Source organism: Sphingomonas glacialis (genome assembly GCF_006439055.1).
In the GTDB taxonomy this organism is placed as follows: Bacteria; Pseudomonadota; Alphaproteobacteria; order Sphingomonadales; family Sphingomonadaceae; genus Sphingomonas; species Sphingomonas glacialis_A.
The window spans coordinates 959,060-974,238 of the sequence record NZ_RCZC01000002.1; the positions used below are offsets into that span (position 1 = coordinate 959,060).

The following is a 15,179-nucleotide window of genomic DNA, read 5'->3' on the forward strand; positions in this document are numbered from 1 at the left end:
TGTGCGATGAGCGATCCTGATACGCACGACCTGTCCCCTATCGTCACCGTGCTGATGGCGGTCGCCTGTGGCGCGATGGTCGCCAATCTCTATTATGCGCAGACGCTGATCGAGATCATCGGCCCCGACATCGGCCTGTCGCCAGCGGCGGCCGGCGGGATCGTCACGCTGATCCAGCTCGGCTATGGGCTCGGCCTCGCTTTCATCGTGCCGCTGTCCGACCTGATCGAGAACAAGCGCCTGATCCTCATCGCCACCGCCGGCGCGGCGCTCGGCTGCATCGGCATCGCGATGGCGGAGGGGCCGCGCACGTTTCTGGTCGCGGCATCGATCATGGGGATCTGTTCGGTCGGCGCGCAGATTCTCGTGCCGCTCGCGGCGAAACTGAGCAGCCAGGCGCGGCAAGGCCGTACGATCGGGCTCGTGATGAGCGGACTGCTGACCGGGATCATGCTCGCGCGGCCGATCGCGAGCTTCGTCGCCGGCGCTTTGGGATGGCGCGCGCTGTTCTTCTGCTCGGCTGGCGTCACTGCCCTGGTGGGGCTCGCCTTGCTGCTGATGTTGCCGGTGCGGCGGCCCGAAAGCACGCTGCGCTATGCGGCGTTGCTCGCCTCGTCGTTCGAACTGCTACGGCGCTATCCCGCGCTGCGGCTGCGCGCGGCGTATCAGGCGCTGTTGTTCATCGCGTTCAACCTGTTCTGGACCGTGGCGCCGCTTGTCCTGACGCAGCGTTTCGGGCTGGGCGCGAACGGCGTTGCGTTGTTCGCGCTCGCCGGCGCGGGCGGCGCGCTCGCGGCGCCGATTGCCGGCTACTTCGCCGACAAGGGTCGCGCGCGGGCCACGACGCTGTTCGCGCTGTCGCTGCTCACCGTGTCGTTCGTCGCCGCCGATCTGGTCGTCGCGGCAAGCGCGCTGATCGCCTTCGCGGTGACCGCGGTGCTGATCGATGCAGCGGTCCAGCTCAACCAGATCTCGGGGCAACGCATCATCTTCGCGCTCGACAGCAGCGCGGGCGGACGGATCAACGCCGCGTACATGACGATCGTCTTCGTCTTCGGCGCGAGCGGATCGTTGATCGGCAGCGCGAGCTTCGCGGCGGGTGGGTGGTCGCTGTCGAGCCTGATCGGCGCGGCGATCGGCGGCGTAGCGCTGCTGCTCTATCTGCTGTTCGACCGCCGTTCGACCCGCAGCGCGGAGCCTCGGCCCGCGGATTGACGGCCCGCCGCATCCGCGACACTCTGCGGAGAAAGGGGGGCGCAACGATGCCGATCATATCGAAAGTCTCCGCCAGCCTGATGCTGGCGGCGGCGACAGTCTTGCTGCTCGGCGCGCGTGCGCCCCTGACTGTCGGGGAGCCTGCCCCGCCGTTCGAGCTGACGCTGATCGACGGCAGCAAGGTGTCTTCCGATCAGCTTCGCGGCCAGGTCGTCGTGCTCAATTTCTGGGCGACGTGGTGCGGACCATGCAAGAAGGAGCTGCCGCTGCTGGACGCCTATTACGAGGCGCAGAAAAGCCACGGCCTCAAGGTCTTCGCGATCGCGACCGAGGATTCGCTCCAGCCCTACCAGCTGAAGAAACTGTTCGCAGTGATGCACATGCAGTCGGCGCGGCGGATCAAGGGGCCCTACGCCGCGATGGCGGGCGTGCCGACCAATTTCATCATCGATCGCGCGGGGCGGCTGCGCTACGCCAAGGCGAACGCGTTCGAACTCGACGAGCTGAACACATTGCTCGTGCCACTGCTGCAGGAACCCGTGCCGGCAGGTTGAGCCCCGACAATCCCCTTCCCCGGCCCCCTTCCCCGGCCTCTGCCGCGAAAGGGGATCGTCAGTGTCATCGGGACTTAGCGCGAAAGCGCAGCAACCCCCGGCAAGTCCTTGCCTTCCATCCATTCCAGGAACGCACCGCCCGCGGTCGAGACGAAGGTGAAGTCGTCCGCAGCACCCGCCTGGTTGAGCGCCGCGACGGTATCCCCGCCGCCAGCGACCGAGACGAGCGAACCGCTCTTGGTCAGCGCCGCAGCGGTCTTCGCCAGCGCGACCGTCGCCGTATCGAACGGCGGCGTCTCGAACGCGCCGAGCGGGCCGTTCCACACCAGGGTACGGCAGTTCTTGAGCACGTCGGCCAGCGCCTCGGTCGCCGCGGGCCCCACGTCGAGGATCATCTCGTCGGCGGCGACTTCGTGGACATTGACGATGCGGACCGGCGGATTGGCGCGGAATTCCTTCGCCACCACGACGTCATAGGGCAGATGGATCGTGCAATTCGCCTGCTCGGCCGCTGCAAAGATCTCTTCAGCAGTGCCGGTAAGCTCATGCTCGCACAGGCTTTTTCCGACATCGACACCACGCGCCGCAAGGAATGTGTTGGCCATGCCGCCGCCGATGATCAGATGATCGACGCGCGCGACGAGGTGCTTGAGCACGTCGAGCTTGGTCGACACCTTGGCGCCGCCGACCACGGCTGCGACGGGATGCTCGGGATTGCCGAGCGCCTTGTCGAGCGCGTCGAGTTCGGTCTCCATCGCGCGACCGGCGAACGCCGGGAGCAGATGCGCGAGCCCCTCGGTCGAGGCGTGCGCGCGGTGTGCCGCCGAGAAGGCATCGTTGACGTAGAAATCGCCGAGCGCGGCGAGCTCCGCCGCGAAGGCCGGGTCGTTCTTCTCTTCACCGGCGTTGAAGCGCGTATTCTCGAGGATCGCGACGTCGCCCGGCTGAAGGTTGGCCATCGCGTCGGCCGCGCCGTCATAATCGACGAACTGGACCGGGCGGCCGAGCACCGTCTCATACGGCTTGGTCAGCAACGCCAGCGACATGTCGGGATTGCGCATGCCCTTGGGCCGCCCGAAATGCGCGAGGATCAGCACGATCGCGCCCTTGTCCGACAGTTCGGTCACCGTCGGCAAGGTTGCGCGGAAGCGCGTGTCATCGCTGACTTTTCCGTCGGCCATCGGCACGTTGAGGTCTTCGCGGACCAGCACGCGCTTGCCGCGCACGTCGCCCATGTCGTCGAGGGTCTTGAAAGCTCTTGTCATGGTTCCACCCTGATAGAATCGCCGACGCGGATGATCCCGCCGACAAGAACACGCGAACAGGCGCCGCCGCGCCAATCGGGCAGCAGCGCCGCCTTGAGGCCCGGCGCGAGCGCTTCCATGCGCTCGCACGGATCGGTCTCGCGCGTGATGGTGAGGACGACATCGTCCCCGATCCGCAATTTGGTGCCGGCAATCTGTGGCAGATCAACGCCTTCGACGAGTAGGTTCGAACGCCGCTCGAACCACGGGAGGCTGTGCCCGACCTCGGCCATCGCGGCCTCCCAGTCGGCGCGCTCGAGCAAGGTCACTTGCCGCCGCCCCTTGCCGCCGGGCTTGATCGTCCCGCGGAAATCGCCGTGCAGACCGCCGTCGAGCGTGACCTCGACATGATCGATCGTCTCCATCGGCCCCTTGGGTCGGCCGTGGCGGGCGATACCCGCCAAAACCCCCGTCGCCCCGGCGAAGGCCGGGGCCGCTGCGGTATCGGGCGTAGAGCCCTCCAGCAGAGCGGCCCCGGCCTGCGCCGGGGCGACGGCGTCTTGCATCAGAGGAACTTCCCCATCGCGCCGGCGGTATCGACCATCCGGTTCGAGAAGCCCCATTCGTTATCGTACCAGCTGACGACGCGGACGAGCTTGCCGTCCATCACCGCGGTCTCGAGGCTGTCGACCGTCGACGATGCCGGCGTGTGGACGATGTCGATCGAGACGAGCGGCTCGTCCGAATAGACCAGGACACCCTTGAGCGGACCGCTCTCCGACGCTGCCTTGAGCACCGCGTTGACTTCCTCGCGCGTCGTGTCGCGCGACGGGACGAACGACAGATCGACGAGGCTGCCATCCGGCACGGGAACGCGGATCGCCGAGCCGTCGAGCTTGCCCTTCAGTTCGGGCAGCACTTCGGCGACGGCGCGGGCGGCACCCGTCGTGGTCGGGATGATGTTCATCGCCGCTGCGCGCGCACGGCGCAGATCGGGGTGGATCTGGTCGAGGATCTTCTGGTCGTTGGTGTAAGCATGAACCGTGGTCATCAGACCGCGCTCGATACCGATCGCATCGTTGAGCACCTTGGCGACGGGCGCGAGGCAGTTGGTCGTGCACGACGCGTTCGAGACGATCGTATGCTCGGCGGTCAGCTTGTCGTGATTGACGCCGAACACGACGGTCAGGTCGACGCCCTTGCCCGGTGCCGAGATCAGCACCTTCTTGGCGCCGGCGTCGAGATGCTTCTGGCAGCTCGCGCGATCGGTGAAGAAGCCGGTGCACTCGAGCACGATGTCGACGCCCAGTTCCTTGTGCGGGAGATTGGCGGGGTCGCGCTCGGCGGTGACGCGGATGCGCTTGCCGTCGACGACGAGGTCATTGCCCTCGGCCGAAACTTCACCGGGATATTTGCCGTGGACCGAATCGCGGCTGAACAGCCAGGCGTTCGACTTGGCATCGGCGAGATCGTTGATCGCCACCAGTTCGAGACCCGTGTCGCCGCGCTCGAGCACAGCACGCGCAACAAGGCGGCCAATGCGCCCAAAACCGTTGATCGCTACCTTGATCGTCATCGTCCTGGCTCCTTCAAGCACTTGCGGTCGATCGGCGGCGCGCCGCCGACTCTTCTTCGATGCGCGCGTCTTTGCGGGCGCGCGGCGAGCGCGTCAACCGCCCCGAACGCGCGGCGAGTCGGGCGGCGCGCGCACGAACCCGCCTTGTTCGGGCGGTGTGCCATGCTATCTCACTCGGAATGGCAGACACCTCCACCTCCTCGACCCTCGACCGCATCGACCGCGCGCTGGAGCGCATCGAAGCCGCCGCCGCCGCCCGCACCGCCAGCAACACCGCGCTGCAGAAGCGCCACGAAAAACTCCGCACCCGCATGGCCGAAGCCGTCTCCGCGCTCGACGCGGTGATCGCGCGCGAGAGCGAAGCCTGATGGCCGACGTCACGCTCGAGATCGGCGATCGTCGCCACGTCGTCGCCTCGCCCGACGGGCAGGAGGACCAGTTGCGCCGCCTCGCGGCGATGCTCGACGCGCAGTGGCCGATGGCGGTGCGCGCTTCGGGCGGGCTCAGCGGCGAGCGCACGATGATGTTCGTTGCTTTGATGCTCGCCGACTCGCTCGAGGAGGCCAATCGCCGCCCGGCCGAGATCAAGGACGAGGTGCTGCTCACCACGATCGCCGAGCGGCTCGAATCGCTCGCCAACTCCCTTGAGCAATAGCCGCACAGCGCCTATATCCTCTGGTGGCGGGCACTGCCCGGTACGAGCCTTTATTATCCCTGAGGCTATTCATCATCCAAGGGGGTTGTCCCTGCTAGGGTCTTGGCCCGAAGCACATGATCCCCACCTGACGTACCGCGCGTCAGAGGATAACCCGGCACACGGCCATGGCGGTCCCGCCACCGCTTCCCAAACCTTGCGACACCTCCGTCGCCCCGGCACAGGCCGGGGCCGGCCGGCGACGCGCACGCGGCCAGCCCAGCGCGCCCGGACCACCGCGTCCCCATCCTCGCAACATCCCCGTCGCCCCGGCGAAGGCCGGGGCCGGCCAGCGGTGCGCGCACGGCCAGCCCATCGCGCCCGACATAGCGGCCCCCGCCTTCGCCGGGGCGACGGGTGGTGATCGACAAGCGGGCCCTGCGCGCGCGTATCCGCGCCGCGCGCGACGCCTTCTTCGCAGGCGGTCCGCCCGCCATCGTGCCGCCGCCAGAATTGCTGGCGCTGCTCGCGCCCGGCCTGACCGTCACCTCCTACGTTCCGATCGGCAGCGAAGCCGACCCCTCCCCGCTCGCACGCGCCGCGGTCGAGGCCGGATGCAGCATCGCGCTGCCGCACGTCACGACGCGCAGCGAACCGATGCGCTTCCTCGCCTGGGATACCGAGGCTGCGCTTCAGGCGGGCCCCTACGGCCTCCACCAGCCCGCCAGCGAGGCACAGGCGCTCGCCCCCGACATCATCCTGACGCCGCTGCTCGCCTTCGACGCCAAGCTCGACCGGCTCGGCCAGGGCGCGGGCTATTACGACCGCGCCTTCGCGCAATTCCCCACCGCGCGCCGAATCGGCGTTGCGTGGAGCGTACAACAGGTCGAAACCCTGCCGACCGACGCGTGGGACATGCCGCTCCACGCGATCATCACCGAAACCGGATGGATCGAACGCCCATGACCCCAAGCTGGCGCAAACCGGTCGGGATGCTCGCCATCCTCGTCCTGATCGGCCTGTGGTGCGTGGCGGCGGCGAGTCTGTCGGGCGTGGTCGGTGGGTGGCACCCGCTGCTGCAGGCGCTGTTCTACCTTATCGCGGGAATCGCCTGGATCTGGGTTTTGCCGCTCCGGCGCATGTTGGCGTGGATGGAAACCGGCACCTGGTAGGCAGCGCATGATTCGCGGGGCCACATTCAAGCGCCCGAGACGATCCTGCAAAACACGACCGACTGAGCCGCGGCAGCACGACAGTTGGCCGGAGATTTGCGTCTAATGTCTGGGATCTAAGTCCGCGAAACGCCATCCCAAATCAGGGAATGGCGCGAGTGACGGGACTCGAACCCGCGACCTCCGGCGTGACAGGCCGGCGCTCTAACCAACTGAGCTACACCCGCTTATTCAGCGTGAGGCGCGTCTCTATGGGGGTGACTCCAGACTGTCAACCGCCCGTTTCACGTTCTTCCGAAGAATTTGCAAAATTGCCGGGACGGCGCTGGGTCAAAGTCCCGTGTTCAAACAGGAAACCGGCGATATCGGGTTTTCCCGCCGCTCCGAGCACGGTTTGCAGGATGATCAGCAACGGCACGGCGAGCAGCGTCCCCGCCGTCCCCCACACCCACGACCAGAACGAAATCGACACGAGAATCATGATCGGGTTGATCGTCAGACGGTGCCCGACGATCAGCGGGGTGATCGCATTGGCCTCGACCAGATGGCAGCCGATCATCACGAACGCCGGCACCAACGCGACCCAGATGTCCTGGAAGGTCATCAACCCACCGAGCGCGAGCAGCATCGCTGCGGTGATCGGCCCGAAATAGGGCACGTAATTGAGCAAGGCGACGATCCCGCCCCACATCAGCGGGAACGGCATCCCCATCAGATAGAGCAGCGCCGAAATCGCCAACCCGAGCGCGAGGTTGATGATCGTGATCGTGCCGAGATAGGCCGAGGTATCGTCGACGACATTCTGGATCACGCGCGCGGTCGCCATCGCGCCGCCGAAGCTTGAGCGGCTCGTGATCGTGCGGCGCCGCAGCCGCGTCCAGCCCGACAGGAAGAAGAACACCACCAGGATCCCGAAGAACACCTGAACGATCACCGATGGCGCAAAGCTCGCGGCGAGTTCGAGGATCGAGCTCGGCGGGGTCACCGCCGCGGTCGGCGGCGCCTTGACCGGTCCGGTCGCGGCGAGGTGCTGCACCGTGCGATTGAGATATTTCTGGAAGCTTGCGTAGAGGTCGATCAGCGGCGCGATATTCATCTGGATCCGGTCGATCCGCTCGGGCAGCCGGCGGAAGAATTCGGTCGCGGGAACGATGATCGCCGCGAGCGCGACGTTTGCGGCGATGAGGAACAGCAGCACGCAGGTCAGCGCGGCGAGCGCCGAAGGCACGCGCCGTCGCTCGAGCCACTCGAGCACCGGAACCAAGGCGATCGCAATCACCAGCGCCGCCGTGGTCGGCAGGAAGAACTCCGCCCCCGCCTTGAGTGCGAACGGCAACGCCACCGTCAGCCCCACCCCGGCAATCAGCGTCAGCGCCGCCAGCAGGCGATCGCGCCGCATCGCGATCCGCCATTCATCCTCGGGCTCCTCGGCGGGAACCGGGGGCAGTTCGAACGCCCCACTCATGCTGTTGTCGCGATCTGCCATACAGGCGACCGTAGCGGCATTCCCACGCCACGCAAACGGCGCTAGCCATACGCATATGTCCGATCTTCTTCTCGTCATCGACGAAGGCACGACCTCGACTCGTGCCATGCTGTTCCAGCCCGACGGCCAGTGCCGCGCGACCAGAGCGGTCGAGCTCACGCAACATTATCCCGCACCCGGCCGAGTCGAGCATGACGCGCGCGAGATCTGGGAAAAGACGCTCGCCGTCACACGCGCCGTGATCGACGAAGCGGGCGGCGCCGAGAAGATCGCTGCGATCGGCATCACCAACCAGCGCGAAACCGTGGTGTTCTGGGACCGCGAGACCGGCGAGCCCTTGAGCCCCGCGATCGTCTGGCAGGACCGCCGCACCGCGGCGACCTGTCGCGACCTGAAGGATGCCGGCAACGAGCCGATGGTCCAGGCAAAGACCGGCCTGCTGCTCGATCCGTATTTCTCGGGGAGCAAGATCGGCTGGGCGATGGCGAACTGGCCCGAGGTGAGGGCGGCGGGCAAGCGACTCGCGGTCGGCACGGTCGAGAGCTGGCTGATCTGGAAGCTCACGGGTGGCTTGCACATCACCGACGCAACCAACGCCAGCCGCACCGCGCTGATGGCGATCGGCAGCGGCAATTGGGACGACGGGCTGATCGAGCTGTTCGGCGCGCCGCGCGGCGCCTTGCCAGAGATCGTCGATTGCGCCGGCCGCTTCGGCGAAACGACGCTGTTCGGCGCGGCGATCCCGATCTGTGGCATCGCCGGCGACCAGCAGGCGGCGACGATCGGCCAATCGTGCCTCAAGATCGGCGAGACCAAGGCGACCTTCGGCACCGGCGCGTTCGTGCTGAGCCAGGCCGGCCCCACCCCACCGACCTCGCGCAACCGCCTGCTCTCGACGATCGCGTGGCAGCTCGACGGGCGCCGCGCCTATGCGCTCGAAGGTTCGGTGTTCGTCGCGGGCAGCCTGATCAAATGGCTGCGCGACGAGGTCGGGCTGATCGGCAGCGCGGCCGAGACCGAGGCGCTCGCGCATAGCGTGCCCGACAATGGCGGCGTCTATTGCGTCCCCGCGCTGTCGGGCCTCGGCGCGCCGTGGTGGGAGCCCGATGCGCGCGGGACGATCTCCGGCCTGAGCTTCTCGACCGGCAAGGCGCATATCGTCCGCGCCGCGCTCGAGGCGATGGCCCACCAGGCGCACGACCTCAAGACCGCCTTCGCCGCCGACGGCGTCGATTGGAAGAGCGTGCGGATCGACGGCGGGATGGTCGCCAACAATTGGATGGCGCAGGACATGGCCGATATCCTCGGCGTCTGCGTCGAGCGGCCGAAGTTCGCCGAAACGACTGCGCTCGGCGCGGCGATGCTCGCCGGGATCGGTTGCGGGCTGTTCGCCGATCTCGCCGCGGCGAGCGTCATGCGCGGCGCGGTCGAGAGTTTCGAGCCCGCCATCGCCGACGAGGATCGCGCCGCACGGCTCGACGGCTGGCGCGCGGCGGTCCAGCGGGTGATCGCGGTGCCGTGATCCGCTCCGGCGCGTACCGTCTCGTGTCGCGCGCAATGTGTGTCGCTTCGCAACGACTTGGCGGTATTGCCTGCGCTTGCGAATCGGCCGTCGGACGCGATCCCGGCGGAAATGCCAGGGATCCATGATGACCGATACCGACCTGCCAAGCCCAGCGCATAGCCAGCGATCTTTCGTCTTCATCGGCAAGGATGGCCTGCGCGCCGGGTGGAGCCTGCTACTCTATCTGATCTTCGTCGCGGTCTTGGCCGCGGTGGTGGCCGGGGTCACGATGGGCTTCCATCCCCCGACGCCGAAGGCCGGAACCCCGCAAGCCCCGCTGCCGACGATCGGCGGCGAGGCGGCGAGCTTCTTCGTCGTCGCCTTCGCGGCCTTCCTCGTCGCGGGGATCGAGCGGCGTCCGTTTTCGCACTATGGCCTGCGCGCCGCGGCACTCCTGCCCGATCTGCTCAAGGGCATGGCGTGGGGGCTGGCGATGCTGTCGCTGCTCGTCGGCATGCTCGCGCTGTCGGGCGTGCTGGTGTTCGACGGCGTTGCGCTGGGTCTCGGCGAGGCGCTTCGCTATGGCGGCTTGTGGTTCGTCGCCTTCTGCCTGGTCGGGCTGTTCGAAGAATTTCTCACGCGCGGGTTTCTGCAATTCACGCTCGCGCGCGGGATCGCCGGGATCGTCTCGGCGATATCGCCGACCAATACCTATGCGCGGACGATCGGCTTCTGGGTCGCGGCGGCGGTCTTCTCGGTCGGCCTGTTCGCGGTCGGGCACCTTTTCAACAACGGTGAGACCGCGATGGGACTGGTCAGCGTCGCATTGGCGGGGCTGACTTTCGCCTATGTGCTGTACCGTACCGGCTCGCTGTGGTGGGCGATCGGCTTTCACGCGACCTGGGACTGGGCGCAGTCCTTCCTCTACGGCGTGCCCGATTCGGGCGGCATGATGCAGGGGCATCTGCTGCTGACGCACCCGGTCGGCGCGACGTGGCTGTCGGGCGGCGCGACCGGCCCCGAGGGCAGCGTGCTGGTCATCCCCGTGTTGCTGCTGACAATCCTGATCATCCACCGCACGCTGCCGCGTCGCGCGACCGCGTTCGACGCCTGAGCCTCAGGCCAGGCGCGCGCGCAGCCGCCTCGCCGGCACGCGTGCGGCCAGGCGCCGCAGCAGCAGCGCCAGCATCCAGCCCGCCGCCAGGATCAGGAACGGCATCGCCGGATAATGATAGCGCGTCTGGCCGGTAAAGCCGAACGCCGTCAGCGTCGCGAACGCCGGCATGCACCCGAGCAGCAGCAGCGGCGCATGATCGAACCGCCCGCGCAGTCGATCGCGCACCGCCACGCCGAGCGCGAACAGGCCCAGCCCGACCAGCGCCATGTAATATAGCTGGTCGACGCCCTGCACCACGCGCCATGCGGTCGATCGATCGGGATAGGTCTTTTCGAGTGACCAGAAGGCGTCCGAGTCCTTCAGCCACAGCATCGCCATCTTGCGGACGCCGAGCAGGCTCCATTGCGCCGGATGCGCGGCGATCCAGGCGATCGCGCGCGCCTTGAAGCGACGGTCGAGCTCGACCTGCTGCGCGACACGCTGGCTATAGGGGATGCCGACCATTTCGTCCCAATACGGCGTCCGCTCCCACGCGAACCAGTCACCCGTCGCACGGTCGTTGGCGCCGTAGAACAGCGCAACGCCGCCATTGGTCGAGACCGGCACGAACGTCCCCATCCGTTCGCCGTTGCGCAGCGTCCATGGCAACACCACCGCCGCCAGCGTCACCTGCACCAACACCACCGCTCGCAACGCATCGCGCCACCGGAAATCGCGGAAACTCAGCAGCAGCGCGACGATCACGCCAAGCGGGAACACCAGCATCTGCGCACGCATCAGCGTCGCCAGCCCGAACAGCGCGCCCGCGGCGATCAGCGCGAGGCTGTTCTTGCGCCCGGCGATCAGCGCCACCACCGCAACCATGCTCAGCGCGGTCGATGCCGTCTCCGAACAGGGCTGCCCGACATAGGCGATGTGCGCCGGGTACAGCGCGTAGAGCAGCAGCGCGAGCCGCGTCGCCAGCGGCCCGGCGCCGAGCAACCGCCCGAGCCAGACGATCGCACCGAGGATCACCGCGACCGACACGAGGTTCAGCAGCAACGGCCCGAACAGCCCCGGCCCGAACAGCATCATGCTGCCCGCCAGCAAAGCGGGATAGCCGACCGGCCAGAACGCGGTCGGATATCCGGCCTCCTGATAGCCCATCCCGCGCGCCATCTCGGCGGCGCGCACTATATACCATTCGCCATCGGACACGGCGTCCTGCGGAAGCAGCACGAGCAAGGCGAGCCGCAGCAGCAGTGCGAGCGCAAACAGCGCCGGCACAACCCAAAGCGAGGTCTCGAATACCGCGATCCGTGTGCCGAGCGATCGACTCGCCGTCATGCCCTGCCCTCCCCGTCGTGTGCGACAGGACAAAGCGCGAAATACGCCCGAAGCGCCAGAGCGTTAAGAACGAATTTACCCGACGCGCGCCACCAATCGGTTACCGCCGCCTTAACGGAGGTGGTTAAGGTCTTGCCCCGGGAACGCTCAGGCGACCGCGCTCAACCGATCCTCGAACAGCACTTTCAGATCCTTTTTGAGGATCTTGCCATTGGCGTTGCGCGGCAGCGTGTCCGGAACGAAGCGGATCGCCACCGGCGTCTTGAAGATCGCGAGCCGCGCCCGCACCCACGCCTGCAGCTCGGCCTCGCTCGCGCTTGCGCCGGGGCGCAGATGCACCACCGCCGCCGGCTCCTCGCCGAGCGTGCGGTGCGGGATGCCGATCAGCGCGCAATCGGTCACCGCAGGATGCGCGTAGAGGACGTTCTCGACCTCGGACGAATAGATGTTCTCGCCGCCGCGGATGATCATGTCCTTGGCGCGATCGACGATATAGAGGAACCCCTCGGCATCGAGCCGCGCGAGATCGCCCGTGCGCACCCAGCCATCGACGAAGGTCGCCGCGGTCGCCTCGGGCTTGTTCCAATAGCCCTTCACGATCATCGGCCCGCGCGCCCACAGTTCGCCGACTTCGCCGGTTGGCAGCTCGGTCGCGCCATCCTCGTCCATGATCTTGAGGTCGGCGACCGGCGCGGGCGGCCCCGCGCTGGTCGGGCGTGCGAGATAGTCCTCGCCGCCATGCCCGGTGACGGTCGCCATCGTCTCGGTCATCCCCCAGCCGTTCGACGGCAGCGCGCCGAATTCGGTGTAGATCCGCCGCACCAGTTCGGGAGCCGACGGCGCGCCGCCATAGGCGATCGCCTCGAGCGAGGAGAGATCGTAGGTCGCGCGGTCGGGATGTTCGAGGATCTGCCACGCGATCGTCGGGACGCCGCCTGTAACCTGCACCTTCTCGCGCTCGATCAGCTCCATCGCGCGGACGGTGTCCCATTTGCGCATGAAGACGAGCGTGTTGCCGAGCGCGACCGACATCATCATCGTCGCGCTGCAGGCGGTGACGTGGAACATCGGGATCACGGTGAGGAAGGTCTTCGGCGCGGGCGCAGGCGGCGCCTCGCCGCGCCGCAGAAACGCGCGCGCGCCGCCGAACGCCGAGGTCAGGATGTTGGTGGTCAGATTGCGATGCGTGCCGAGCGCGCCCTTGGGGTGGCCGGTCGTGCCGCTGGTGTAGAAGATCGTCGCATCGTCGTCGGTGTCGATCGCGACCGAGGGCAGATCGCGCTCGGGGAGCGATGCATAGCCGTTGGGCGGGCCGACGAGATCCTCGAGCCGGACCGCGTCAGCGCCGAGGGCTACCGAGGCGCGCGCGACGATCGTGGTTTCGACCGCGGGGAACGCCGCGCCCTCCGCCACCAGCCGCTGATAGCGCTCGTCATCGACGAACAGCATCCGGCAGCCCGAATCGGTGATGCCGTAGGCCAGCTCGCCCGCGGTCCACCACGCGTTGAGCGGCACGACGATCGCGCCGATGCTGGCAGCGGCGAAGAAGATCACCGGCCATTCGGGCAGATTGCGCATCGCCAGGCCGACGCGGTCACCCTTGCCGATCCCCATCTCGACCAGTGCGTGCGCAAGCGCCGCGACCGCGCGGAAATTGGCGTCGTAGCTGACGCGTTCGTCCTCATAGACGGTGAAGATGCGATCACCATGCGCGCGCGATGCCGCGATCAGCCAGGCGAGCGACGGCGGCGCATGCTTCCACACGCGAGTCGGGATGCCGCGGATCGGGATCGTCTCGATCTCGAACTTTCCGCCCGGCGTGACCAGCGCCGCATCGACCTGATCGAGCGTCATCTTGGGCCAGGTCGGATCGAGCGCGACGAGCGGTTCGATATCCACGATAGTCTCTCCTGAAAGCCCGTCGAGCACGCCCGAGTTGAAACTCGGGTTTGCCGCGGAACAGCATTTGCGCAAGGTTAGTGTTGATTCGCGCGCCACTCAAGGCAATAGGGTATTCTCGCTTTCGAACAGGGGGTATGGAAACGCCGATGGCCGCAGACTTGCCCTCCCACACACGATTCGACTCAGGCCGGCTGGCGCGGATCGATGCGTTTCTCAAGGATCGCTATCTCGATTCGGGCAAATTGCCCAACGCGCAGCTGCTGATCGCGCGAGGCGGCGAGATCGTGCATTTCTCCTCGCAAGGCGCGGCGCGCGAGGGTGGCGGCGCGTCGATCGACGAGGGCTCGCTGTTCCGCATCGCCTCGATGACCAAGCCGATCACCTCGATCGCCTTCATGATGCTGGTCGAGGAGGGCAAAGTCGCGCTCGATACGCCGGTCCATCACGTGCTGCCCGAGTTCAAGGATATCGGCGTCTATAATGGCGGCGGCGCGGGCGCGCCGTTCCAGACCCGGCCGACGAGCGAGCCGATGCGGATGGTCGATCTGCTGCGTCATACGTCGGGGCTGACCTATGGCTTCCAGAACCGCTCGAACGTTGACGCGGCGTACCGCGAAGGGCGGATCGAGAATTGGCATGGCGGGCTCGATCTCGACGGGTTCGTCGCGGCGCTCGGCCGGCTGCCGCTCGAATTCTCGCCGGGCACGGCATGGAATTACTCGGTCGCGACCGACGTTCTCGGCGCGGTGGTCGCGCGCGTCTCGGGGCTGTCGCTGCCCGATTTCTTCGCGACCCGCATCTTCGCACCGCTCGGGATGCACGACACCTTCTTCGACGTGCCCGCCGACAAGATCGACCGGCTGACCGATTGCTACGCGCTCGCCGCTGGCAAGGGTCGCGTGCTCTACGATCGCGGCGAGGCGAGCGCCTGGAGCAAGCCGCCCAAGCTCGTCTCGGGCGGCGGCGGGCTCGTCTCGACCGCGCTGGATTATCATCGCTTCTGCACGATGCTGCTGAGCGGCGGCGAGCTGGAAGGCGCGCGGATCGTCGGGCGCAAGACGATCGAGCTGATGACGATGAACCACCTCCCCGGCGGCGCCGACCTCTCGCAAATGTCGAAATCGCTGTTCAGCGAGGCGGCGAATGCCGGCACCGGCTTCGGGCTCGGCTTTGCGGTCAATATCGATGTCGCGCGATCGATGATCCCGGGGTCGGTCGGCGAATATTATTGGGGCGGCATGTTCTCGACCGCCTTCTTCGTCGATCCGGTCGAGCGGCTGCACATGGTGTTCATGACGCAGGTCTCGCCGTCGAACGTCTATCCGATCCGACGTGAGTTGAAGACGTTGATCTACAGTGCGTTGACCTAACCCATCCGTCGTCCCGGCGCAGGCTGGGGCCGCTGGGTCGGGCGCGCGTCGCTGACGTCGCGGACCACCTCCAGCGGCC

General features: G+C 67.2%; 15 protein-coding genes and 1 tRNA gene. 9 read left to right on the forward strand and 7 right to left on the reverse strand.

The annotated features are described in order from the left end of the window. Positions 1–6: 6 nt before the first annotated feature. Positions 7–1,215 (forward strand): MFS transporter, encoded by a 1,209-nt coding sequence (locus EAH76_RS08415; RefSeq protein ID WP_140849791.1) that lies wholly within the window; start codon positions 7–9, stop codon positions 1,213–1,215. Between the two features lie 47 nt (positions 1,216–1,262). Continuing rightward, positions 1,263–1,769 carry a TlpA family protein disulfide reductase gene (locus EAH76_RS08420; RefSeq protein ID WP_140849792.1) on the forward strand — a complete coding sequence of 169 codons (507 nt, stop codon included), beginning with the start codon at positions 1,263–1,265 and terminating at the stop codon, positions 1,767–1,769. Between the two features lie 74 nt (positions 1,770–1,843). Here EAH76_RS08420 and EAH76_RS08425 read toward each other — a convergent pair whose 3' ends face one another. The 3 genes from EAH76_RS08425 to gap all read right to left on the reverse strand — a co-directional run bounded on the left by EAH76_RS08425 (position 1,844) and on the right by gap (position 4,589). Further along, positions 1,844–3,034, reverse strand: a complete 1,191-nt coding sequence (locus tag EAH76_RS08425; protein WP_140849793.1) for a phosphoglycerate kinase — start codon at positions 3,032–3,034, stop codon at positions 1,844–1,846. Continuing rightward, on the reverse strand, positions 3,031–3,438 hold the full coding sequence (locus tag EAH76_RS08430) for an MOSC domain-containing protein (RefSeq protein WP_140850432.1): 408 nt from the start codon (positions 3,436–3,438) through the stop codon (positions 3,031–3,033). Before EAH76_RS08430 ends, EAH76_RS08425 begins: the two co-directional genes overlap by 4 nt. A gap of 140 nt (positions 3,439–3,578) precedes the next feature. Continuing rightward, a complete protein-coding gene (gene gap / locus EAH76_RS08435) occupies positions 3,579–4,589 on the reverse strand; it encodes a type I glyceraldehyde-3-phosphate dehydrogenase (RefSeq protein ID WP_140849794.1) in 1,011 nt (336 codons plus the stop codon). A 179-nt stretch (positions 4,590–4,768) separates the two neighbouring features. Here gap and EAH76_RS08440 point away from each other — a divergent pair, with 179 nt between their 5' ends. From EAH76_RS08440 to EAH76_RS08455, 4 genes are all read left to right on the forward strand, one after another. Next, positions 4,769–4,957: a hypothetical protein gene (locus tag EAH76_RS08440; protein ID WP_140849795.1), complete on the forward strand. Its 189-nt coding sequence runs from the start codon at positions 4,769–4,771 to the stop codon at positions 4,955–4,957. Beyond that, the gene (locus EAH76_RS08445) at positions 4,957–5,244 is read left to right on the forward strand and encodes a cell division protein ZapA (protein WP_140849796.1); all 288 of its coding nucleotides are present in this window, start codon (positions 4,957–4,959) and stop codon (positions 5,242–5,244) included. Before EAH76_RS08440 ends, EAH76_RS08445 begins: the two co-directional genes overlap by 1 nt. Before the next feature lie 399 nt (positions 5,245–5,643). Then, positions 5,644–6,189, forward strand: coding sequence for a 5-formyltetrahydrofolate cyclo-ligase (locus EAH76_RS08450; protein ID WP_140849797.1), 546 nt, complete (start codon positions 5,644–5,646; stop codon positions 6,187–6,189). Then, positions 6,186–6,395 (forward strand): DUF2842 domain-containing protein, encoded by a 210-nt coding sequence (locus EAH76_RS08455; protein WP_140849798.1) that lies wholly within the window; start codon positions 6,186–6,188, stop codon positions 6,393–6,395. The genes EAH76_RS08450 and EAH76_RS08455 overlap by 4 nt, the downstream gene beginning before the upstream one ends. 150 nt (positions 6,396–6,545) lie before the next feature. On the opposite strand, the gene EAH76_RS08460 is transcribed toward EAH76_RS08455, so the two are convergent. Then, positions 6,546–6,622: transfer RNA gene (locus EAH76_RS08460), tRNA-Asp, on the reverse strand. 44 nt (positions 6,623–6,666) lie between these two features. Beyond that, positions 6,667–7,881: an AI-2E family transporter gene (locus tag EAH76_RS08465; RefSeq protein WP_140849799.1), complete on the reverse strand. Its 1,215-nt coding sequence runs from the start codon at positions 7,879–7,881 to the stop codon at positions 6,667–6,669. 55 nt (positions 7,882–7,936) lie between these two features. Here EAH76_RS08465 and EAH76_RS08470 point away from each other — a divergent pair, with 55 nt between their 5' ends. Then, positions 7,937–9,403 carry an FGGY family carbohydrate kinase gene (locus EAH76_RS08470; RefSeq protein WP_140849800.1) on the forward strand — a complete coding sequence of 489 codons (1,467 nt, stop codon included), beginning with the start codon at positions 7,937–7,939 and terminating at the stop codon, positions 9,401–9,403. Positions 9,404–9,530: 127 nt separating this feature from the next. Beyond that, positions 9,531–10,499, forward strand: a complete 969-nt coding sequence (locus EAH76_RS08475) for a CPBP family intramembrane glutamic endopeptidase (RefSeq protein ID WP_140849801.1) — start codon at positions 9,531–9,533, stop codon at positions 10,497–10,499. 3 nt (positions 10,500–10,502) lie between these two features. On the opposite strand, the gene EAH76_RS08480 is transcribed toward EAH76_RS08475, so the two are convergent. Further along, positions 10,503–11,828 (reverse strand): glycosyltransferase family 39 protein, encoded by a 1,326-nt coding sequence (locus EAH76_RS08480; RefSeq protein WP_140849802.1) that lies wholly within the window; start codon positions 11,826–11,828, stop codon positions 10,503–10,505. A gap of 147 nt (positions 11,829–11,975) precedes the next feature. After that, positions 11,976–13,682, reverse strand: coding sequence for a class I adenylate-forming enzyme family protein (locus EAH76_RS08485; RefSeq protein WP_194150990.1), 1,707 nt, complete (start codon positions 13,680–13,682; stop codon positions 11,976–11,978). A gap of 194 nt (positions 13,683–13,876) precedes the next feature. Here EAH76_RS08485 and EAH76_RS08490 point away from each other — a divergent pair, with 194 nt between their 5' ends. Then, a complete protein-coding gene (locus EAH76_RS08490) occupies positions 13,877–15,100 on the forward strand; it encodes a serine hydrolase domain-containing protein (protein WP_170208007.1) in 1,224 nt (407 codons plus the stop codon). The last annotated feature ends 79 nt before the right edge of the window (positions 15,101–15,179 follow it).

Coding starts and splice junctions, on each gene's coding strand:
- EAH76_RS08415 (WP_140849791.1), top strand. CDS start 7: ATGAGCGATCCTGATACGCACGACCTGTCCCCTATCGTCACCGTGCTG.
- EAH76_RS08420 (WP_140849792.1), top strand. CDS start 1,263: ATGCCGATCATATCGAAAGTCTCCGCCAGCCTGATGCTGGCGGCGGCG.
- EAH76_RS08425 (WP_140849793.1), bottom strand. CDS start 3,034: ATGACAAGAGCTTTCAAGACCCTCGACGACATGGGCGACGTGCGCGGC.
- EAH76_RS08430 (WP_140850432.1), bottom strand. CDS start 3,438: ATGGAGACGATCGATCATGTCGAGGTCACGCTCGACGGCGGTCTGCAC.
- gap (WP_140849794.1), bottom strand. CDS start 4,589: ATGACGATCAAGGTAGCGATCAACGGTTTTGGGCGCATTGGCCGCCTT.
- EAH76_RS08440 (WP_140849795.1), top strand. CDS start 4,769: ATGGCAGACACCTCCACCTCCTCGACCCTCGACCGCATCGACCGCGCG.
- EAH76_RS08445 (WP_140849796.1), top strand. CDS start 4,957: ATGGCCGACGTCACGCTCGAGATCGGCGATCGTCGCCACGTCGTCGCC.
- EAH76_RS08455 (WP_140849798.1), top strand. CDS start 6,186: ATGACCCCAAGCTGGCGCAAACCGGTCGGGATGCTCGCCATCCTCGTC.
- EAH76_RS08465 (WP_140849799.1), bottom strand. CDS start 7,881: ATGGCAGATCGCGACAACAGCATGAGTGGGGCGTTCGAACTGCCCCCG.
- EAH76_RS08470 (WP_140849800.1), top strand. CDS start 7,937: ATGTCCGATCTTCTTCTCGTCATCGACGAAGGCACGACCTCGACTCGT.
- EAH76_RS08475 (WP_140849801.1), top strand. CDS start 9,531: ATGACCGATACCGACCTGCCAAGCCCAGCGCATAGCCAGCGATCTTTC.
- EAH76_RS08480 (WP_140849802.1), bottom strand. CDS start 11,828: ATGACGGCGAGTCGATCGCTCGGCACACGGATCGCGGTATTCGAGACC.
- EAH76_RS08485 (WP_194150990.1), bottom strand. CDS start 13,682: ATGACGCTCGATCAGGTCGATGCGGCGCTGGTCACGCCGGGCGGAAAG.
- EAH76_RS08490 (WP_170208007.1), top strand. CDS start 13,877: ATGGCCGCAGACTTGCCCTCCCACACACGATTCGACTCAGGCCGGCTG.